This window comes from Sphingobacterium sp. JB170 (genome assembly GCF_900163865.1).
Taxonomy (GTDB): Bacteria; Bacteroidota; Bacteroidia; order Sphingobacteriales; family Sphingobacteriaceae; genus Sphingobacterium.
The window spans coordinates 122131-142220 of sequence record NZ_FUKU01000026.1 but is presented as its reverse complement, the minus strand read 5'-3'; the positions used below and the strand labels follow the sequence as shown (position 1 = coordinate 142220).

Below are 20090 nucleotides of genomic sequence, written 5' to 3'. Positions count from 1 at the left end.
AGTCAGTTTCTTGAAACAAAAAAAATCCCCGGCTTAAAAACCGGGGATTTGAAGTATTTAAAGAGATCTAATTATTTAGATTTCTTTTCATTACCTTCCATTTGCTCTTTTAATTGAGCTAGGACGTCTAAGTCACCTAAAGTAGACTTCTCAACAGAGTCTTTTACTTTTTTCACTGCGGAATTAGCCGCTTTAGCCTCTTTTTTACGTGCATTGAATTCATCAATACGCGCTTCAGCTTTCTGATCTTCCCAGATACGTGAATGTGAAATTACTAAACGTTTGTTTTCTTTATTGAATTCGATGATTTTGAATTCATTCACTTCGTCAACTTTCAAAGCACTACCGTCTTCTTTAACAGAGTGTTTGTTCGGACAGAATCCTTCAACACCATATTGTAAAGCTACGATATCACCTTTTTCACCCACTTTGATTACTGTACCTTCGTGAATTGATCCTTCTGTGAAGATCGTTTCGAAAGTATCCCAAGGGTTTTCTTCCAGTTGTTTATGTCCTAGTGATAATTTGCGGTTTTCTTCGTCTAACTCTAAAACAACAACTTCTAATCTTTCACCTACTTTAGTGAATTCGTTAGGATGGTTGATTTTTTTAGACCATGATAAATCCGAAATATGAATTAAACCATCGATACCATCTTCGAGTTCTACAAAGACACCGAAATTGGTCATGTTTTTAACTACTGCAGATTGTTTTGATCCTACTGGGTAACGTTCTGTGATGTCTTTCCATGGGTCAGGAGTCAATTGCTTGATACCTAAACTCATTTTACGGTCGTCACGATCCAACGTTAAGATTTCAGCTTCGATTTCATCACCTACCTTTAAGAACTCTTGCGGAGAACGTAAGTTTTGAGACCAAGACATTTCTGAAACGTGGATTAAACCTTCAACGCCAGGGATGATTTCAAGGAATGCACCGTAATCAGCTACAGTAACAATTTTACCTTTAACTTTAGAACCGATAGCTAGATCTGTGCTTAAAGATTCCCAAGGGTGTTCTGATAATTGTTTTAAACCTAAAGCGATACGTTTTTTCTCGTCATCAAAGTCCAATACTACCACGTTAACCGTTTGGTCAAGTGCTAATACCTCTTTTGGATGTTCAATACGTCCCCATGAAATGTCTGTAATGTGAAGTAATCCGTCAACACCACCTAAGTCGATGAATACACCGAAGTCAGTGATATTTTTAACAGTACCTTCCAATACTTGACCTTTTTCCAGTTTCGCAACGATTTCTGTTTTTTGGTTTTCTAAGTCGTCTTCGATTAATACTTTGTGTGAAACAACAACGTTTTTGAACTCATGGTTGATTTTTACCACTTTGAATTCCATTGTTTTTCCAACATAGATATCGTAGTCACGAATCGGTTTGATGTCAATTTGAGAACCAGGTAAGAAAGCTTCTACACCTTTGATGTCTACGATTAAACCACCTTTAGTACGTGATTTAACAAAACCATCGATAATTGCATCGTTTTCTAACGCAGCGTTGATCGCTTCCCAAGATCTTTGTGTTTTAGCACGTTTGCGTGACAATACTAATTGACCATTTGCATCCTCTTGCGATTCAACAAATACATCAACCGCGTCGCCAACTTTCAAGTCAGGTAAGTCGCGGAACTCAGAAAGTGCTACTAGCCCATCAGATTTAAAACCAACGTTCAAAACAACATCTTTATTATTGATTGATACAACGATCCCTTCAATAATCTCACCTTGGTTGATTTGGTTGAATGTTCCTGCGTACTGCTCTTCCAGTTTAGTGCGCTCTGCGTCACTGTAATTACCGAAAGCTTTCTCATCAAAATCCCAGTCGAAGTCACCTTCTGGTGTGCTCCATGTGGTTGTTTTGATCTCGTCGATTAGTTTTGAATCTGCCTCAGACTCGATTTTTTCAGTGTCTTTCACTACTTTAGTGTCGACACCCTGTAGCTCTGCGTTTTTCGCCGCTAACTCTTTTTCTGCTTCTTGTTTTTTTGTCATTAATTAATTTATCTCCTTTTCCCTACATTGTAGGGACTGCAAAAATACGAAAAACTTTTATATACAAGAGATTATGTTTAAAAAAGTATGTAACTATTGATTCGCGGTCTTTTTTCGGTGTACCGATAGTGGTAATGTCAGTGGGTTTAGGGAGATAATATTAGGATGACCGCAGGACAGCTGTATTATTTTTTAAGGTTTCCTCGTTTGTAACATATTGTTGGTTAGGTTTTTATGTTAGTCTAAGGCTTTCGGGGGTTTGAAAGAGTTGTAAAATCTGGGTTTTACAATTTTTATGCTTTGTTTTGATAATGCGATCGCAGCATTAAGTTCAAATCCTATCAGAAGGATCAATGAATTTAAATACATCCATATCATTACCACAATTAACGTCCCGATAGACCCATATAGCTTATTGTATGCGCCAAAGTTGTTTATGTAAAATGTAAATATCGAGAAGGTAATGACAGCGAGTATAGTTGCTAAGGTTGCACCCGCATTCAAGAATTTCCATTTTTTAGCGTCACTTGGGCCAAATTTGAAAAGCAAACTAACAGTGATGAAATAGATGCCAAATAGTACGACCCACCTGGATAATTTTAAAGTTAACGTCCAAAACCAGGAAAGGTCGTAATTGATATGGCTTTTGAGGTATGTTATAACAAAACCAGCACCCGTGAATATACCGATTCCAATAGTTAGAGCGAAAACGATAGCAAAGGCAAGAAAGATGGCTACGATACGCCTACGGATCCAGCTTCGTTTCTCCTTATATAGTGCTGCCTTGTTGAATGCCATCATAAGGGTCGCCATACCGTTTGTGGCAAACATTGTTGCAAGCAGGAAACCGACCGAGAGAAGGCCCGAGTTCTGGTTTTTAATAATGTCAACTAGCGTCGCTTGCAGCACTTCATAAGCATTCAAAGGCAATGCGACGGTAATTAAGTCTAATAATTTTTGTTGGAAATTGCTTACCGGTATGTAGGGGATTAGCGTGAATAGAAATAGGATACCAGGGAATATCGCCAGCATAAAGTTATATGCTAAGGAGGAGGCTTTATTTAAAATGGACTCTCTAGCGATTTCTTGAAAAAAAAAAGTGAAGACCGTATATAGTGGGAGCGAACCGAAGCCCGGGATAGTAGCCACTTTAGTCCATTCTATAAAACGATCGTATGGTTTTATTTGTCGTAAAGTGCTATGTATCTTGTTATGCTTCATTTTCCAAAATACGGTTCCATTTTTTCCTGGAATATTTGCGGCGCGCGGCACGGTTTGTTGCGCACCATGTCAACAAAGACCAATTGCGTGCTACCTGTATTTAACAATAAACCTTGTTCGTTGAAAATTTCGTACTCAAATTTTAGACGTACATTCGGACGTTCCTTGATGGTAGTTTTAATCGTGATCAAATCATCATAACGAGCCGGATGATAATACTTACATGTTAAATCCATGACAGGCATCATCACGCCCATTTCTTCAAGCTGCCGATAGGTGATGCCCGTGGTTCGGAGCATTTCAGTCCGAGCTACCTCGTAAAAGGAAGCGTAATTGCCATAATATACATACCCCATCTGATCAGTCTCGGCATAGCGTATACGTATTGTGCTTTCATGTACAAACATAGTTGAAAATTAAAAACTTATTGCGTTAAAACAAAATCGAAAGTTAATTTGCAACAGTCTCCATTCAATCGGCATTAATTATGCCTGGTCTTTACTTTTTTATATTACGTAAATCTAATGCTCTTTGAAATTTACGGGCATTTACCAAATGTTCCGATTGGGTTTTTGCAAAGTTATGATAGCCGGAAAAGTCATCTTTAGCACACATATAGATATAGTCGTGGCTTGCGTAGTTTAATACGGCGTCAATTGATGCAATACTAGGTAGCATAATAGGTCCCGGAGGCAAGCCCGCATATTTATAGGTATTATAGGGATTGTCGATTTCCAGGTGTTTATAGAGTACCCTGCGGATGGTAAAGTCGTTATTAGCAAATATCACGGTAGGGTCTGCTTGCAATAGTATACCTTTATGTAGCCTATTAATATATAAACCCGCAATTTTAGGCATCTCATCTTTATGCAGAGCTTCCCCCTTAACGATTGAAGCCAATGTGCTTACTTCTTGTTGGGTGAGTGAAAGCTCTTGGGCTTTTTGTTTACGCTCCTGAGTCCAAAAATTATCGTACTCGTCTTTAAATCTTTCGATGATTTTGTCAGGTGCGGTATTCCAGTAAACTTCGTACGTGTTAGGAATAAACATACTGAAGAAATTCTCTTGAGTGAAGCCATATGAGATGGCCACCTCTTGGTTGTTTAAAATCTTAGCGAACGTGCTCGAGTCAGCCTCAAACGATTTGCCGAGCAGGGCAGCGAAATTCTCCCGGTGACGCAAGTTTTCAAATCTGAATTTTATCGCATCTTGATAGCCTCCACGAAGCTTGCCAATCAGGTCACGATTCGACATGTCAGCAGTCAGTTTATAGCGACCTGGTTTTACCATGGTATGATAATCCATTGCCTGGGCCGCATACTCGAATAACCGGACGTTCTGAACAATATGTTGTTTTTCGATTTTTGCCAACACATCTGAGTAACTATCCTTTGAATTAATGAATAGATATTCTTGATCTTGCGTGACACTCGGTGCTATAAATGCTTTATAACCCAACCATCCCACAATGGTAACCGCAAGAAGAAGAATTAATGCTATAATTTTAAAAGCCTTAAAACCTTTATTCTTTTCACTCATAGTACGACGGGTTAATTTGAGAGTGTTAAATTTACTGCAGTTCCTATGCTTATCAAGCCAGCCGTAGTGTCTGGTTGTTGCGCGATAATTTTACCAGCCAACGAATCACTGACAGTTGTCGAGTAGGAAACGGCCCCCAAATTCAAGCCTAAACCGATTAACGCAAACTTTGCCTCATCGACCGTCAACCCAATTAGATTTGGTATTTCAACTTCATTGGCCCCTTGTCCATTCCCTAATACGACTGTTATTTTTGACCCTTTGGGCACCATTCTGCCTGCTTTAAGCGGCTGGCCAGCAAATTTTACATCTAGCACTACGTCACGTGCAATATCAGGGATATAGACCGTGTCTGCAATTTTTAGCGATTGATTTGTTAATATCGCGGAGGCTTCGATAAAGGTTTTATCAACGATATCGGGAAAGGCAACTTCTGGCGGAACTTGCGTGATGATTGTGAGGTATATTGTTCGCCCATTTTTAACATGGCTTTTGGATTCTGGATCTTGTTCAATGACTAATCCTGGTTGTTTATCTATCTGATAAAGCGAATCCACGTGATATTCTAGATCTGCGTTGTTTAATACTTTGATTGCTTGTCCGATATGGAGTCCTTCCAGTGTTGGTACTTCTATAGAAACACCATGTTTGGTGTATGATTTCAAACCGAAATATATACCTAAAAATACGAATATGACTAACACCAATGCGATGATTAGGTTCTTTCTAAATGTGTCTGTCTTAAGATACAATAATAGTTTTGACATGTTCTTTTTTTATTTCTATGGGAACCATTAGCAATATTAACGCCATTCCAAATTTGAAGTCTAATTATATAACGTAATATAACAGCAAAATTATTCGTTTTTCCGTAGAACGCAAATTATATTTGCTTACTTCAATTTAAAATATGAAAACAAAAGTAGCATTAATTACGGGAGGTTACACGGGAGAGGCTGAGGTTTCTTTAAAAAGTAGTGCTTTTGTGCATTCTCAGCTTAACCAAGACACTTATGAAATTTATCCTATTGTTATAAGCCGAAATGGGTGGTATTATGATACTGAAACTGGGACCCGTATTTTAATTGACAAGGAAGATTTTTCGCTTACGATCGACGGGCAGAAGGTTATCTTCCAGATTGCATTCATTACTTTACATGGAACTCCGGGAGAAGACGGCAGGATACAAGGTTATTTTGATATGATCGGACTACCATACACCTCTTCCGGGGCATTAACTTCAGCGCTAACGATGAATAAAGGGTATACCAAGGCGATTGTAGCTGGAATTGAGAATCTTTTCGTTGCCAACTCTGTGTTATTATTTGCCAGTGATCGCGGTAGAGGTGTTGAAAAGATACGCTCAACCTTAAAACTACCGTATTTCGTTAAGCCAAATGCTGGAGGAAGTAGTATCGGGATGTCAAAGGTTAATGAGGTAGGGGCGCTACAGCATGCACTTGATATGGCTTTCGATGCAGAAGATACGGGCGCTCAAGTTATCGTAGAGGAGTTCGTTCAAGGGCGTGAGTTTTCGCAAGGGATATATCGTAATGCTGTAGGAGAGCTTGTGGTACTTCCGGCCACGGAGGTACGAACGACACGTGAATTTTTCGATTTCGAAGCGAAATATACACCAGGTTTGAGTGAAGAGATTACACCAGCGGACTTAAATGAGGAACAAATTGCGCGCGCATCGGCGATTATCCGTGATATTTATGTACGCCTAAATTGCGCAGGAATGGTACGCGTAGATTTCTTTCTAGAAAAGGATACCGATAGGTTCTATTTTATTGAAATCAACACTATTCCAGGGCAAACGCCACAAAGTTTTATTCCGCAGCAGATACGAGCTTACGGCATGAAAGAGACAGATTTTTATAGTGAATTAATCGAGTCTGCGCTCCAAAGGCGGCCATAATTACCCCCCGATGAGTGAAGAGCTATAAGCGGGTTTTTGGTAGGATGTTGTAACCCCCTTCTTATCTTATTTAACAAATACGATCCCACACTTCAAATGTAAAATCGTACGCGTGTTTTTCGTCTTTTGGATGTTTTTCGCTGCTTGTAAGCTTCCATTCTTGGGGACTCAACACAGGAAAGTATGCGTCTCCTTGAATTTCTGTGTGCACGCGAGTTAAAAGTATCTTCTGGGCAATTGGCAGGGTTTGTTCGTATAGCTGCGCACCACCAATAATAAAAATCTCTCGCTCATCTCTGCAGTAGTTTAGAACTTCGGAAACCGAGTTAGCCACATCCACGTCGTAGTTGCTAAAATTTAAATCTCTCGAGAGTACAATGTTTCTTCGCTCAGGAAGTGGTTTACCAATCGAAAGAAAGGTTTTTCGTCCCATTATAATGGAATGGCCAATCGTGGTTCGCTTAAAGTATTTAAAGTCCTCCGGCAAATGCCAGAGCATTTTGTTGTCTTTTCCGATAGCATTGTTTTTACTAGCTGCTACAATCAATGTGATTTTCAAATTACTCATTTATTAATTCGGTATTTTAATTTAGCAATCAGTTGTGCCTGGCTATACGGCCACCGGTGCTTTGATGTGGGGATGCGGTTCGTAATTTTGAAGCTCGAAATCCTCAAACTCAAACGCAAATATATTGTTGATCGCTGGATTTATTTTTAAAGTTGGAAGCGCTTTTGGTGCTCTACTTAATTGCAATTCTGTTTGTTCAAAATGATTGCTATAGATATGCGCGTCACCAAGTGTATGAACGAAATCACCAGCTTCCATATCACAGACCTGCGCTATCATCATTGTTAAAAGTGCGTAGGATGCTATATTAAAGGGTACGCCCAAGAAAATATCGGCACTCCGTTGATATAATTGACATGACAGGCGAGGCTTTAGCTGTCCTTTTTCGGGTGATGCTGGTGCCACATAAAATTGGAAAAGCGTATGGCAAGGAGGAAGCGCCATATTCTCGATTTCAGCAACATTCCACGCTGATACGATAATTCTACGTGAATCTGGCACATTTTTTATTTGGTCGATTATCTGGCTAATTTGATCGATATCCTTCCCCTCGGGTGTAGGCCATGAGCGCCACTGCGAACCGTAAACCGGTCCCAAATTACCGTTTTCATCCGCCCATTCATCCCATATACTTACTTTATTTTCTTTCAGGTATTTGATATTTGTATCCCCCCGAAGAAACCAAATTAGCTCGTGAATGATGGACCGAAGATGTAGCTTTTTCGTGGTCACTAATGGAAAGCCCTCCTGTAAATTAAAACGCATCTGATAACCAAAAACGCTTCGCGTTCCGGTTCCTGTTCTGTCGGTTTTTTCTACACCGTGTTCATAAACGTGTTTAAGTAAATCGAGGTACTGCTTCATGACAAAATATTGAGACAAAATAAATGATTTCGCATACAAACTTACGTAAAAAATGAACATCAACCAGGCCATATCGTAAAATGGTCTTGTCTTGAAAATCATTACAGTGACAGATTTTGTGTAAATCGATTATTTTGTAACTTTTTGTGTATTTTTGCAAAATTATTATGAATAAAAAAGTAGCTTTTTATACGTTGGGATGTAAACTGAATTATTCAGAAACATCGTCTATTGGCCGTATCTTTAGGGATGCAGGGTATGAAACGACGGAGTTTAATAGCGCCGCTGATGTTTACGTTATTAACACGTGTTCGGTAACGGACAATGCAGATAAAAAATGTAGAAAAGTAGTTAAAGAAGCGCTTAAGCACTCTCCGAATGCGTATATTACTATTGTAGGGTGCTATGCGCAGCTTAAACCGAAAGAAATCTCTGAAATTCCAGGAGTGGACATGGTTCTAGGTGCGGCAGAAAAATTTAATATCATTGAACATATCAATGATTTAACAAAACAAGAGAAAGCAGTTATTCATAATACCCCAGTTGATGAAGCGAATCAGTTTATACCTGCCTTTTCAATCGGTGATCGTACCAGGACATTTTTGAAAGTACAAGATGGCTGCGACTACTCATGTACTTTTTGCACTATACCACTCGCGCGTGGCGCCAGTCGTTCGGGCAAAATTGAAGATATCGTCGAACAAGCGCAGCAGATCGCTGCCTCCGGCGTAAAGGAGATTGTTTTGACGGGGGTTAATATTGGAGATTATGGTATTCGCGATGGTAAGCGGCAGGATCGCTTTTTAGACTTAATACGCGCCTTGGACCGAGTAGAAGGGATAGATCGCATACGCATCTCTTCGATTGAACCGAATTTGCTGTCGAATGAAATTATAGAATTTGTAGCGCAATCAAGTCGCTTTGTGCCGCATTTTCATATGCCGTTGCAATCCGGGAGTAATAAAGTATTAGGCATGATGCGCCGCCGCTATAAACGCGAACTTTATGTGGAACGTGTTGCCAAAATTAAATCGTTAATGCCTGAGTGCTGCATTGGGGTAGACGTTATCGTTGGTTTTCCAGGAGAAACACGAGAGGATTTTATTGATACATATAACTTCCTTAATGAACTACCGATATCTTATTTGCATGTGTTTACGTATTCGGAACGAGAAAATACAATTGCCGCTCAGATGGAAGGTTCCGTCCCTGGATCGCAGCGCAGTGATCGCAGTAAAATGTTGCATATCCTTTCGGAAAAAAAACGCAGAGCATTTTATGACAGCCAGATCGGTACTGTTGCTGAAGTACTATTTGAAGGCGATATTAAAGATGGATATATGCATGGTTTCTCTAAAAACTATGTAAAGGTTCGTTCGCAGTATGATCCACTTTTGGTTAATGAAGTTATTCCTGTTGAGTTGCTCGCGGTCAATGAACTGTGTGAAGTCGATGTAAAAGAATTACCTGTAATATTGAACTACTTATAGCTTTCGATTTATCGTTTAAAGGATTTATCCACTTGAATTGGGGATGGCTTTTTGGACGATGAACGGGGTACTCGTCAATTAAAAGCCATCCCGACATTACGTTATTTAGGCGTCCTCCCATTTCTGAAGTTTTCAAACTCCTTATGTAAACGCAAAAGCTTGAACGTTGAACTAATAAGTTCGTTGGTTTCGAGCAATATCGAGAAATACAGTTTTGTATTTTTTGGGCTGCTTTCAGAAGTACGGATACGGTCAATTTGTGCGTCGAGCATTTCGTTGATCGTATCTTGGAAAGCGATGCGTTCGTTTATTATAATGTCGATTTTGGAGAAATCAAGTCGCTTATAAACGTCATTAATTTTCGAGTACCAATCACTTAACTTGGCCGCGTTGTATTTGAGATCTTTGGCTTGATTTACTTTCAACGATTTGTGATTGTTGTCTAAATGGGTGTGGATGTTTGCTGTTATTACCCCAAGGTTTTCCACGATGTCTTGCAAGTAGCCAAGTGACTGTATATAATAACGAATCCCCTTAACCGAATTTTCATCGAGGTTTCTGATGAAGTCATATAGCGAACTATTAGTTGAATTAAGTTCATTTTGAAGCTTTTTGACCAATTTTCTTGCTGTATTAGAAGAGTTTAAGTCTTGGTTAATTAAGCTCTCAATCACTTCTTTGTACAGTACATTGGTTTTGGTGACGATTTCGCTAATTTGTTCTGCGCTCGCCTCGGTTACTTCCTGTAGTGTTTGGATATCGGTGCTCTCTATTTTTAGTTTTAGCAGTTCTTTTTCCTTTTTCTTTTTCGAATGGCTTTTAGCGTTGCGATAAAGAAGAATACCCATAAATATTAGGATAGAAAAAAGAGCGATTTCCTCACCAATGGTTAGTAGATAGGCAATTATAAAAGCACCGCTAAAGGCACACGCTGCCGTAATAAACCATCCACCGATGACATGGAATACCCCCGATACGCGATAAACCGCGGTTTCTCTATCCCACGCCCGGTCGGCAAAAGCTGATCCCATAGCAACCATGAAGGTCACATATGTGGTAGATAAGGGCAGCTTCATTGAGGTACCTAAGGCAATTAATATACTAGCTACCATCAAATTCACCGATGCGCGCACCATGTCAAACATTGGCTCGTCCGGCGTTTTCTTAGTCGATAAAGGTAATTGAGGGTTCTCAAACTGCTTATCTAACCGAGTTTGCAGCGTTCGAGGAAGTATGAAGTTTAGCCCGTGCCCAATCGTAATGAAGAAACGAACAATATTTTTAGAAAGAAAGTTTGCCGAAAACTTCTCTTCATTCGAAGATTGGCTGGATAGACTCATCTCCGTTTCTATGACGTTCTTCGCTTTACTTGAAGTCCAAAGGGTGAAAACCATTATTACTCCTGCGACGATGAGAATCCAGACAGGAGCCGCTATATTATCGTTCGCAAGATCGCCCATCATAAATGTTGTTGCTCCTACGCCCTCACCCGCGGCATGGAATATTCCGATCGATTGATACGCGGCGACGGGAACACCGATGAAGTTTACTAAATCGTTTCCTGCAAAAGAGAGTGCTAAAGCAAATGTCCCGACTATAATTATCACCTTAAATATGCTCGTGTTTGTCCGGGTAATAATAAAGCTAATAATTGTCATTAAGACGAACGTACAAGCTACCAATACGAGTTCATACTCATGAATCCACGCTTTTACATCAGTCGAGATAAAGGTGACTGTTTTTAAGCCTTTAATTAATATAAAATAAGAGATCGCGGCAAGTGCTATACCGCCGAATATTGGGCCAAATTTTTTTGTTTTTCTCTGGAATTTAAAGGTGAATGCGAGACGGCAGATATATTGTATTATCATCCCCAAGCTAAACGACACGGCGACCGATAACAGTATGCTCACTACTATTTCGGACGCTTTCTCGGTATTGATATAGGTTGATATTAACCCCCAACTAAGCCCACCATCGTATATTTTATATAGCGTCAACGAGACCGCCGCGCCTAAAAGTTCAAAGACAATGGAAACGGTGGTTGAGGTCGGGAGGCCAAAAAAGTTAAAAATATCCAACAAAATAACGTCGGTAACCATGACTGCGACAAAGATGATCATGACTTCCTGAAAGGAAAACTTTTCAGGGACAAAAATACCACTACGGGCTATTTCCATCATTCCGCTGGAAAATACCGCCCCACAAAGGATACCCAAGCTTGCCACAATCATAATCGTTTTATATGGGATGGCCTTTGAACCGATTGCTGAATTTAGAAAATTAACAGCGTCGTTACTAACGCCGACCATTAGATCAATAACGGCGAGCACTACAAGTACCGCGAGAATTATGAGAAGGTAGCTTTCCATATAAAAATTAAATTAATGCAAATGTCGCTCATTTTATTGTTTCTAGTATAAACTTAATGTTAAGTTTATTGTATATTAATGTTAACTAAAAATTAACCATTCAGTTTTTTTTCCTTGGAAAATTTATGACCACGATTGTGAGTAGTATACATGCTACCCCAACAAATTGTAGCATAGAGACATGTTCGTGCAGTATCATAAACGATAAGCATATCGCAACCGGAAGCTCAACAGTACTAAGTATGCTTGCAATTGGAACCCCTGTCTTTGGTATTCCGTAGGCAAAAAGTACAGGAGGCAACACCGTTCCTAGCGTAGCTAGCAATATGCCGTAAGACCAAATTTCGGTAAAAATATTTTTTTCGAAAATTGAAAATGGTCGAAATAGGATGAATATAAAAATACATGCTCCAGCGACCATAATCGCACTTTTTTGAACGGGCGGGTGATCGTTTCCGACGCGGCCGTTAACAAGGATAAAACTTGCATAAGCAGTTGCCGCTGAAAGTCCGTAGGCAACGCCAGCGATACTAATGCTACGAAGGTCATATTCGAACACGCCGGTGGCCAAAAGTGTTGCGCCGAGAATTACTAGGGTGCCGAACAGTTGTTTCCCACTTGGTTTCGAACGAAATATCAAAAATTCTAACAACTGCCCAATCCATATGTATTGCATCAGTAATACAATTGCTAATGAAGCTGGAATTAACCCGATGCTTTTATAATATAATATACTAACAATACCCGTGGATATGCCGCTGATTAGGATTACCCATTTAGGGCTTTTTGATGGATATTTTTGGAAATAACGGGCATTAAAAATTTTAAAAATCGCAAGCAACACAAAGAGGACAATCATACCATACAAAGCTTGAACACCCGTTATCTCCCCCAGCGTGAAGCCTTTTTCATACGCTTTTTTCACGAATGTAGATAGTACTCCAAAGCTGGCCGCACCGATTGTTACAGCTATTGCACCCTTAATTTTGTCCATTTGAAATTTTGGCGCAAGTTACAAAATTACCTGTATTTCGCTTGGCTCTATCTGCATTTTGGTTACATTTGTTGTATGTTTAAATCGTTCAGTAGGCCTGGTGTTTTCCTGTTGTCATGGATACTTGTCGTTAGTTTACTTTCTTCTTGTGGCGCGCGGAAAGAAATTGCTCGAACCTCACGTGGCAAATCAATTGCAACGGATGCCAGTGATATGCGCAATAAGAAGTTGTCAGGTAGCAAAATGGAGAACTATGCTTCGCTTCTGGGGGTTTCCACACGTGCGTTAAAAAATAAAGATCTCTACAATTTCATCGACAGTTGGGCAGGTTCTCCACATCGGATGGGCGGGAACAGCAAATCGGGTGTTGATTGTTCGGGTTTTGTAAACTTATTGTACCGTAGCGTATATCGAAAGGATTTGCCACGTACTTCACGTGAAATGGGCAAAAAAGTTAAAAGGAAATATTTAAGAAATTTGAAAGAAGGAGATCTCGTTTTCTTTTCTTTTGGAGGACGTAACATAGATCATGTTGGTGTCTACCTGCATAACAACAAGTTTGTTCACGTTTCTACACGAAAAGGTGTTATAATATCGGATATCAAAGATAATTGGTACCACAAATACTTAGTACGCTCAGGAACGCCGAAGATCTAACATTTATATTACAATTTCAATAAAGATTACTATTTATTATGGGCACTATCCTCGTCCGTAATGTGTATTTTTGCGACATAATTTATCCTCATGAAACAAAGAACGAAAGCCATTTTTCTTGGTTTGTGTATAATAGGTTCCTTTTTTATCTATTGTGTATTTTATTATTCTAACATGGTGAAAAATGCACCTTATCGCTTCTCTGATTTTAAATATGTTTCCATACGATATGGGACTCCCGACTCCATGTACAATAGTTATAATTCGGAAACGCAAGAGTATCAATTTATCAATCGATCGAATGAGGTAGTGAAATCGAAACTTAAATTATCGAAAGACGATCTTCTGTTTTTGCATCGCAAAGCAATGGAAATGGGATTTTGGAATGTCGATGACGATATGACCACGGTACGAACCGATTCGGCCAAAGGTGCGGATGTACCGCGCTATATTTTAGAATTTAGGTATAAAGAAAAAGGGAAGACGGTTACACTTGATGCCGATTACCCCGGCAATCAGAAAATGAAGGATGCCGCGAAAACTACTATCGAGAAAGTACTTGATATGATAAATGTCGCCAATGCGCGCTAGTTCGCGGCGGTCGGCAGAGGGCTGTAATAAGTAACAATAACTTAATAACTTGTTTACTTCATTTTTATGTTATAAGTTTATGTTTGACCGAATATATCAAACAGAAATTTATGAAAAATATTGCTTGGGTCCTTGTCGGACTCTCACTCACTGGAAGCGCTTATGCTCAGGGTGTTGCCAAAGGAACAGTGTATGTTGATGCAAATGGAAATGGCCAGAAGGACCGGAAAGAAGTTGGTCTAGCGGGTGTGGGGATTAGTAACGGAGTGGATGTGGTGCAGACGGATAAAAATGGAAAGTACGAAATCCCCGTTCAGAACGATAATATTATTTTTGCGATTAAACCGGCGGATTACAGCTTTCCACTCGACGAATTTAACCAACCAAAGTTTTATTATACCTACAAACCTCAAGGTAGTCCAAAATTAAAGTTCGAGGCCGTTCAGCCAACGGGCAAACTTCCTAAATCTATAGATTTCGCTGTCGTGGAGACGGAAGAAGAGAGCGAATTCACGGCATTTGTTTTCGGCGACCCGCAAGCGTACAACGAGGACGAATTAGAATTCTTTAAAAAAGGAGTCGTTGATGATGCTAAAACGGTAAGCGGCCCGCTATTCGGAATTAGCTTAGGGGACTTAGTTGGAAATGACCTTAGTCTTCACCCGGCGTATAAACGTGCCATGACTGAAATGTCGTTACCTTGGTATCATGTGATTGGAAATCATGATTTAAACTTCGATGTTCAAGTGGATTCTTTATCCGATGAAACGTTTGAGAAAAACTTTGGGCCGGCGAACTACTCGTTTAACGTTGGACGGGCGCATTTTTTAATTCTTGATGATATCATCTACCCGCACCCAACTACCGGTAAAGGGTACCAAGGGGGATTCAGGAAGTCACAGTTGGATTTTATTGAAAACGATTTACGTACGGTCAGCAAAGACAAGCTCGTGGTTTTATCGTTGCACATTCCTTTGAACCCGACAAATAGTGCGTCGTTTAGAGATCAAGACAGACAGCGACTGTTCGATATTCTAGCTGAATTCCCAAATATCGTTACCCTATCGGCGCATACGCATTATCAACAGCAAAATTTTTATGATCAAGTTCATGGCTGGAAAGGGGGAAAACCATTACATGAGTACAACGTGGGTACTACTTCAGGAGACTGGTACTCTGGACAACTTACTGAAAAGGGTATCCCTGTGTCGACAATGCGAGATGGGACACCAAAAGGATATGCTATCTTGAAAATTAACGGCAACCAATATTCATTTACTTATAAGGTTGTCGGTGAAGACGCGGATTATGGTTTAGCAGTATTTGGTCCATCTACCGTGTATAAAAAATATGTCAGACGTTATCCGTTGTATGTTAATTTCTTCATGGGTGCTGCCGATGATGAGGTTCGCTACCAAATCGATGGTGGAGAATGGAAGAAAATGGAGCATGTTGAGGCGTACGATCCAGCCTACTTGAAGTCTGTACTTGAATTTGATGGTGCTACCAGTTTACTTGATGGACGACGTCCGTCGGATCCCGTATCCTCTCGACATTTGTGGCGTACAAAACTACCAAAGCTGAAAGGTGGGAAACACCAGATTAAAATCGAGGCTACCGATATGTACGGGAAAGTATACTCTTCAGTGAAGCAACTCGAAGTAGTAGAATAATATGATGATGAAATCTTCATGATCGGGTAACATTGATGTAATATTTAAAATGCACTTTTGAACTAGAGTAATTTTTGTTCATTGTGTTATAGTAAATGTTAAGGCCTGTTGTGAAATATGCTAAGACCGTATGTTAAACATGCGAAAAAGGCCGTATCAAACTAAAAATGATATGGCCTTTACTATTTTAATCTCTCGGCTATTTTGGGAATGAACGACACTTTGGAAGCGTGTTTCGTATTTCTTTTATTATTGCGTCTGAAGTAATTAGACTGACTGAAATGAGACCATTGTTCTATAGTGAGCTCTCGGTTCGAACGTATTTTACTGTACTCGGTTGCTAGCTCCCTTAAAACTTTTCTTGATCTCGAGCAGTACTAGGATCGTTGTTAATTGATTATTTCTCTTCGTTATTGTTTATATTGTAATCTGCTTTTTCACTGGAGGAAGGCACTGTTTCATTCTTATATCTTCGGCACCCGTTAACCATTTTGCTAGTGTTATCTTCAAAAAGTGGGACTAAGCAAATATAAACAAGCGAAAAAAAGAGAGGCTTTCCAGTTAATATCGGACATGCATTCTGCTAGACGAGTGTTTGAGACAAATACAGGCCGATCGAACGAAAATACCGGCCTGTATCTGTTTCTTGTAGAAACTCACGCTTTTTATTCCGAGGTGTTTTCCGCTGGCGTGCTAACGCTTTTTGGCGCGCTATAAAGTTCTGGTAAGAATTTGCGGATATCGTCCGAAGCTGGCGATTCAAATATTTCTAAATTGAAATATTTTATTGCTGCAAATAGATGATCAAAAACATCTGCCATCGCATTTTCAAAGAATACCCATTCGGTGCTACTGGTAAACATATACAGTTCTAAAGGGAGTCCGTGTTCTGTGGGGGCCAGCTGCCGCACCATCATCGTCATTTTATTATGTATTTTTGGATTGCTTTCTGCGAACCGTTCAATGTACGCTCTAAATAACCCAATATTTGTCATTCTTCGACCGTTAACTAAAACGGATGCATCGGTATTGTTTTTCTTGTTGAATTCTATGATCTCTTGTTGACGCTCGGCGATAAAGGGTGCGAGCAGTTGTATTTTACTTAATTCGGCTATCTCTGCGTCGTTGAGATAGCGAATTGTAGATATCTTAATGTTTATTGCTCTTTTAATCTGGCGTCCACCCGCCTGCTGCATGCCTCTATAATTCCTAAACGAATCACTCAGCAAGGTATAGGTTGGGATGGTAACGATTGTTTTATCAAAATTTTGAATCCTGACATTATTCAGGTTGATCTGTAACACGTCCCCATCTGCCCCATATTTCGCCATTTCAATCCAATCCCCAACTCTGACCGAATCATTTGCAGAAACCTGAATACTAGCGACAAAACCGAGTATAGTGTCTTTAAAAACGAGCATGAGTATAGCCGAAGCTGCACCAAGTGATACGAGAAAGGACCATGGAGAATTACCTGTTAATACACTGAAAATAAGTGTTCCACAAATGAAATACAGAAATATTTGGATCACCTGTAAGTAACTATCAACGGGCTTATCTACAAATGCTTTTGAGCCACTTAATATATCCCGACCGGTTTTTAAAACACCTACTATCATAGCCAAGACAGTAATAATCAATAAGATCGATAGAAATTTAGAGAGGACAATTGTAAACGATGGGAATCCAATAAAGATGTCTGGCAAGATTACCTTTGCTATTAACAGAGGAATTAAATGACTTAAGTGTTTAATGACCTTGTTTTTTAAAAAGTAATCGTCCCAGGTTGCGGCACTTTTTTCAATTATTTTGGTAAAAACAGTTCGTAAAATCTTTCGCGTCACATAGTCAACAACGAACAATAGAATCGCTGCAGCAACGAGCAAAATTGTAGTTGAAAGTATATTAACAATGTTATCGCTAAGACCACTGCTTGATATTTTTTCAAAAATCCAGTTATACGTAGTACTTGTTTCGGAAGAGGCAGAGTTGATGATTTTTGTAATGCTCATAATTGAAGCAAAAATACGAAAAATTAGTGCGTAAAACTGCGAAAATCATCTATAAAGTAGTTAAAATGCTTTATTATTTCCGTTTTTCTCAATTAGTTTTAATGGTGCTTTTGATCAATTTCATGCTTATGCTTAAACAAAAAAGCAAACGATAGGGCGATGCACAATGTGTAAAGTGCAAAGGCAATCCATATGTTATGCCAGTCTTTTAACATCAATTCGGTACTTAGCTGTCCGTTCGCTAAAATCGATACCCCACGGTTTTCAATAAACTTTAGTAGCGAGGGATTATTAGTCTCTGTTTGTAAAAATGAAGATAGGGAGTACACGTCGACAAAGTGTTTTGTGAAATTGTGATCAATCACCCACCCCGAAATTAGACTACCGAATACGGCACCGAAACCATTGGTCATCATCATGAATAAACCCTGCGCTGAGCTGCGGATTTGTGAATTAGTAGACGATTCAACAAATAAGGACCCTGAAATATTGAAAAAGTCAAACGCCATACCGTAGACGATGCATGAAAGTACAATCATCCATAGTCCGGTCGTAGGGTCCCCATAAGCAAATAATCCAAATCGTAATACCCAGGCAAACATCGATATGAGCATCACTTTTTTTATGCCAAAGCGTTTCAGGAAGAAGGGGATCGCTAATATGAATAACGTTTCTGATATTTGAGATATTGACATAATAATTGTTGAATATTTTACAACAATTGATTCCGCATATTTGGGGTAATACTTGAATTCGTCGAGAAAAACATCGCCGTAGGCATTAGTCAGCTGAAGGGCACCACCTAAAAACATGGAAAATATAAAAAATAAGGCCATTTTGTAATTGCCAAATAATTTAAAGGCTTCAAGTCCTAGCGTTTGTCCTAGCGTCTGGTTCTCCTGACGCACGCTTCGTGGTGGGCATTTGGGTAGGGTTAATGCAAATAGGCTTAAACCTAATGCTGCGGTTCCTGCGATTTGGAATTGCACTGCACTTGATTTGTTTCCTGTCAAGTTGATGAGCCACATCGCTGCGATGAATCCTATTGTTCCCCAAACGCGTATGGGAGGGAATGCTTTTACTAGTTCATAGTTACCATTGGTTAACGCCGTGTAGGAAATGGAGTTTGACAAAGCGAGCGTCGGCATGTAAAAGCACATTGCCAATAACATTATGTAGAAGAATAGCTGTGGACTGTTTACAAAAGGAAGATAAAACAGTGCGGCGGCGTATAAAAAATGCATTAAACTGTATAGTTTTTCCGCATTGATCCAACGATCGGCGATTATCCCCATAAGTGTCGGCATGAAAAGCGAAGCTATTCCCATCGTTGCAAAAATGGCCCCGAACTGTGTACCGTCCCATTGTTTGGTTCCAAACCAATAGTTTGCGATTGTAATTAACCATGCTCCCCAGACAAAAAACTGAAAGAAGCTCATGACGGTTAACCGTAATTTAATAGACATGGATGCGTAAGTGTTATGTAATTAGGATTTTCTTCGCTCTATTTCATCACGAATTTTTGCTGCAGTTTCGTACTGCTCTGACGCGATAGCTTTATCTAGGGCTTCTTCTAATTGGGCATCTGTTAGACTCGCATACGGCGATTTTACGTGCTTTTCTGTTTTTGTATCGTGCTCTTTTCTCGGATCTTGATGTAACGTATTCTCTTTGTTTGGTAGATTGTCTAAATTTTCTAAAAAAGCGAAATCGTTACTTTCGATTATGATTCCTGCGGCATCCATAATGAAATCATACGTAGAGATTGGGGAGCCAAATCGTACTGCTAATGCAACGGCATCTGAGGTTCTTGAGTCGACCTCAATCTTCTTTTTGCCATCCGAACAAATAAGCTTGGCGAAAAATATACCGTCGATCAAGTTGTATATTAAAACCTCTTGAATTTCAATTTTAAAATTTTCAGCAAAAGTTTTGAATAGGTCGTGGGTGAGTGGTCGGCTTGGGTGCATTTTCTCAATTTCCACAGCGATTGCTTGAGCCTCAAAACCTCCAATTATAATTGGAAGTCGCCGGTTTCCCCCAATTTCCCCTAGAACCAGGGCATAAGCGCCTGATTGAGTTTGACTATAGGATAGTCCAACGATATCTAATTTGATTTTCTTCATTCTTTACTGACAGACTACAAAGATGATAATATTCGCGACAAAATAAAAACGCTGGG

General features: G+C 39.6%; 17 protein-coding genes. 5 read left to right on the top strand and 12 right to left on the bottom strand.

Features of this window, described 5'->3' with window-relative positions; all coding sequences use genetic code 11:
- Nucleotides 1–71 precede the first annotated feature (71 nt).
- From rpsA to FM107_RS06115, 5 genes are all read right to left on the bottom strand, one after another.
- Entirely contained in the window at nt 72–2006 is a 1935-nt protein-coding gene (rpsA, locus tag FM107_RS06135) for a 30S ribosomal protein S1 (RefSeq protein WP_086947635.1), read from the bottom strand.
- A gap of 237 nt (nt 2007–2243) precedes the next feature.
- Complete coding sequence (locus tag FM107_RS06130; RefSeq protein ID WP_086947634.1) at nt 2244–3227, bottom strand: YihY/virulence factor BrkB family protein; 984 nt, start codon at nt 3225–3227, stop codon at nt 2244–2246.
- Entirely contained in the window at nt 3224–3634 is a 411-nt protein-coding gene (locus FM107_RS06125) for a thioesterase family protein (RefSeq protein WP_086947633.1), read from the bottom strand. Before FM107_RS06125 ends, FM107_RS06130 begins: the two co-directional genes overlap by 4 nt.
- A 91-nt stretch (nt 3635–3725) precedes the next feature.
- Nucleotides 3726–4766, bottom strand: coding sequence for an endolytic transglycosylase MltG (gene mltG / locus FM107_RS06120; protein WP_086947632.1), 1041 nt, complete (start codon nt 4764–4766; stop codon nt 3726–3728).
- A gap of 11 nt (nt 4767–4777) precedes the next feature.
- Nucleotides 4778–5533: a PASTA domain-containing protein gene (locus tag FM107_RS06115; RefSeq protein WP_086947631.1), complete on the bottom strand. Its 756-nt coding sequence runs from the start codon at nt 5531–5533 to the stop codon at nt 4778–4780.
- A 143-nt stretch (nt 5534–5676) separates the two neighbouring features.
- Between FM107_RS06115 and FM107_RS06110 the strand changes: the two genes are divergently transcribed.
- A complete protein-coding gene (locus FM107_RS06110) occupies nt 5677–6687 on the top strand; it encodes a D-alanine--D-alanine ligase family protein (RefSeq protein WP_086947630.1) in 1011 nt (336 codons plus the stop codon).
- Between the two features lie 70 nt (nt 6688–6757).
- Here FM107_RS06110 and FM107_RS06105 read toward each other — a convergent pair whose 3' ends face one another.
- Nucleotides 6758–7255: a dihydrofolate reductase gene (locus tag FM107_RS06105; RefSeq protein ID WP_086947629.1), complete on the bottom strand. Its 498-nt coding sequence runs from the start codon at nt 7253–7255 to the stop codon at nt 6758–6760.
- Nucleotides 7256–7297: 42 nt separating this feature from the next.
- A complete protein-coding gene (locus FM107_RS06100) occupies nt 7298–8119 on the bottom strand; it encodes a thymidylate synthase (RefSeq protein WP_086947957.1) in 822 nt (273 codons plus the stop codon).
- A gap of 167 nt (nt 8120–8286) precedes the next feature.
- On the opposite strand from FM107_RS06100, the gene mtaB reads away from it, so the two are divergent.
- Nucleotides 8287–9609 (top strand): tRNA (N(6)-L-threonylcarbamoyladenosine(37)-C(2))-methylthiotransferase MtaB, encoded by a 1323-nt coding sequence (mtaB, locus tag FM107_RS06095; RefSeq protein WP_179204414.1) that lies wholly within the window; start codon nt 8287–8289, stop codon nt 9607–9609.
- Nucleotides 9610–9710: 101 nt separating this feature from the next.
- Here mtaB and FM107_RS06090 read toward each other — a convergent pair whose 3' ends face one another.
- Together FM107_RS06090 and FM107_RS06085 are read right to left on the bottom strand one after the other, a co-directional pair.
- Nucleotides 9711–11981 (bottom strand): inorganic phosphate transporter, encoded by a 2271-nt coding sequence (locus FM107_RS06090; RefSeq protein WP_086947627.1) that lies wholly within the window; start codon nt 11979–11981, stop codon nt 9711–9713.
- A gap of 100 nt (nt 11982–12081) precedes the next feature.
- Entirely contained in the window at nt 12082–12975 is an 894-nt protein-coding gene (locus tag FM107_RS06085) for a DMT family transporter (RefSeq protein WP_086947626.1), read from the bottom strand.
- 75 nt (nt 12976–13050) lie between these two features.
- Here FM107_RS06085 and FM107_RS06080 point away from each other — a divergent pair, with 75 nt between their 5' ends.
- The 3 genes from FM107_RS06080 (at nt 13051) to FM107_RS06070 (ending at nt 15896) form a co-directional block, all read left to right on the top strand.
- Nucleotides 13051–13632: a C40 family peptidase gene (locus FM107_RS06080; RefSeq protein WP_086947625.1), complete on the top strand. Its 582-nt coding sequence runs from the start codon at nt 13051–13053 to the stop codon at nt 13630–13632.
- A gap of 174 nt (nt 13633–13806) precedes the next feature.
- On the top strand, nt 13807–14223 hold the full coding sequence (locus tag FM107_RS06075; protein ID WP_086947956.1) for a hypothetical protein: 417 nt from the start codon (nt 13807–13809) through the stop codon (nt 14221–14223).
- Between the two features lie 110 nt (nt 14224–14333).
- A complete protein-coding gene (locus FM107_RS06070) occupies nt 14334–15896 on the top strand; it encodes a calcineurin-like phosphoesterase C-terminal domain-containing protein (RefSeq protein ID WP_086947955.1) in 1563 nt (520 codons plus the stop codon).
- Nucleotides 15897–16561: 665 nt separating this feature from the next.
- On the opposite strand, the gene FM107_RS06065 is transcribed toward FM107_RS06070, so the two are convergent.
- The 3 genes from FM107_RS06065 to FM107_RS06055 form a co-directional block, all read right to left on the bottom strand.
- Complete coding sequence (locus tag FM107_RS06065; RefSeq protein WP_086947624.1) at nt 16562–17908, bottom strand: mechanosensitive ion channel family protein; 1347 nt, start codon at nt 17906–17908, stop codon at nt 16562–16564.
- A gap of 98 nt (nt 17909–18006) precedes the next feature.
- Complete coding sequence (locus FM107_RS06060; RefSeq protein ID WP_086947623.1) at nt 18007–19374, bottom strand: nucleoside permease; 1368 nt, start codon at nt 19372–19374, stop codon at nt 18007–18009.
- A gap of 21 nt (nt 19375–19395) precedes the next feature.
- The gene (locus FM107_RS06055) at nt 19396–20034 is read right to left on the bottom strand and encodes a bifunctional nuclease family protein (RefSeq protein WP_086947622.1); all 639 of its coding nucleotides are present in this window, start codon (nt 20032–20034) and stop codon (nt 19396–19398) included.
- Nucleotides 20035–20090: the final 56 nt, after the last annotated feature.

What these genes read in the sequence shown, in the direction of transcription:
- rpsA (WP_086947635.1), bottom strand. Translation starts at nt 2,006, where the DNA reads ATGACAAAAAAACAAGAAGCAGAAAAAGAGTTAGCGGCGAAAAACGCA.
- FM107_RS06130 (WP_086947634.1), bottom strand. Translation starts at nt 3,227, where the DNA reads ATGAAGCATAACAAGATACATAGCACTTTACGACAAATAAAACCATAC.
- FM107_RS06125 (WP_086947633.1), bottom strand. Translation starts at nt 3,634, where the DNA reads ATGTTTGTACATGAAAGCACAATACGTATACGCTATGCCGAGACTGAT.
- mltG (WP_086947632.1), bottom strand. Translation starts at nt 4,766, where the DNA reads ATGAGTGAAAAGAATAAAGGTTTTAAGGCTTTTAAAATTATAGCATTA.
- FM107_RS06115 (WP_086947631.1), bottom strand. Translation starts at nt 5,533, where the DNA reads ATGTCAAAACTATTATTGTATCTTAAGACAGACACATTTAGAAAGAAC.
- FM107_RS06110 (WP_086947630.1), top strand. Translation starts at nt 5,677, where the DNA reads ATGAAAACAAAAGTAGCATTAATTACGGGAGGTTACACGGGAGAGGCT.
- FM107_RS06105 (WP_086947629.1), bottom strand. Translation starts at nt 7,255, where the DNA reads ATGAGTAATTTGAAAATCACATTGATTGTAGCAGCTAGTAAAAACAAT.
- FM107_RS06100 (WP_086947957.1), bottom strand. Translation starts at nt 8,119, where the DNA reads ATGAAGCAGTACCTCGATTTACTTAAACACGTTTATGAACACGGTGTA.
- mtaB (WP_179204414.1), top strand. Translation starts at nt 8,287, where the DNA reads ATGAATAAAAAAGTAGCTTTTTATACGTTGGGATGTAAACTGAATTAT.
- FM107_RS06090 (WP_086947627.1), bottom strand. Translation starts at nt 11,981, where the DNA reads ATGGAAAGCTACCTTCTCATAATTCTCGCGGTACTTGTAGTGCTCGCC.
- FM107_RS06085 (WP_086947626.1), bottom strand. Translation starts at nt 12,975, where the DNA reads ATGGACAAAATTAAGGGTGCAATAGCTGTAACAATCGGTGCGGCCAGC.
- FM107_RS06080 (WP_086947625.1), top strand. Translation starts at nt 13,051, where the DNA reads ATGTTTAAATCGTTCAGTAGGCCTGGTGTTTTCCTGTTGTCATGGATA.
- FM107_RS06075 (WP_086947956.1), top strand. Translation starts at nt 13,807, where the DNA reads ATGGTGAAAAATGCACCTTATCGCTTCTCTGATTTTAAATATGTTTCC.
- FM107_RS06070 (WP_086947955.1), top strand. Translation starts at nt 14,334, where the DNA reads ATGAAAAATATTGCTTGGGTCCTTGTCGGACTCTCACTCACTGGAAGC.
- FM107_RS06065 (WP_086947624.1), bottom strand. Translation starts at nt 17,908, where the DNA reads ATGAGCATTACAAAAATCATCAACTCTGCCTCTTCCGAAACAAGTACT.
- FM107_RS06060 (WP_086947623.1), bottom strand. Translation starts at nt 19,374, where the DNA reads ATGTCTATTAAATTACGGTTAACCGTCATGAGCTTCTTTCAGTTTTTT.
- FM107_RS06055 (WP_086947622.1), bottom strand. Translation starts at nt 20,034, where the DNA reads ATGAAGAAAATCAAATTAGATATCGTTGGACTATCCTATAGTCAAACT.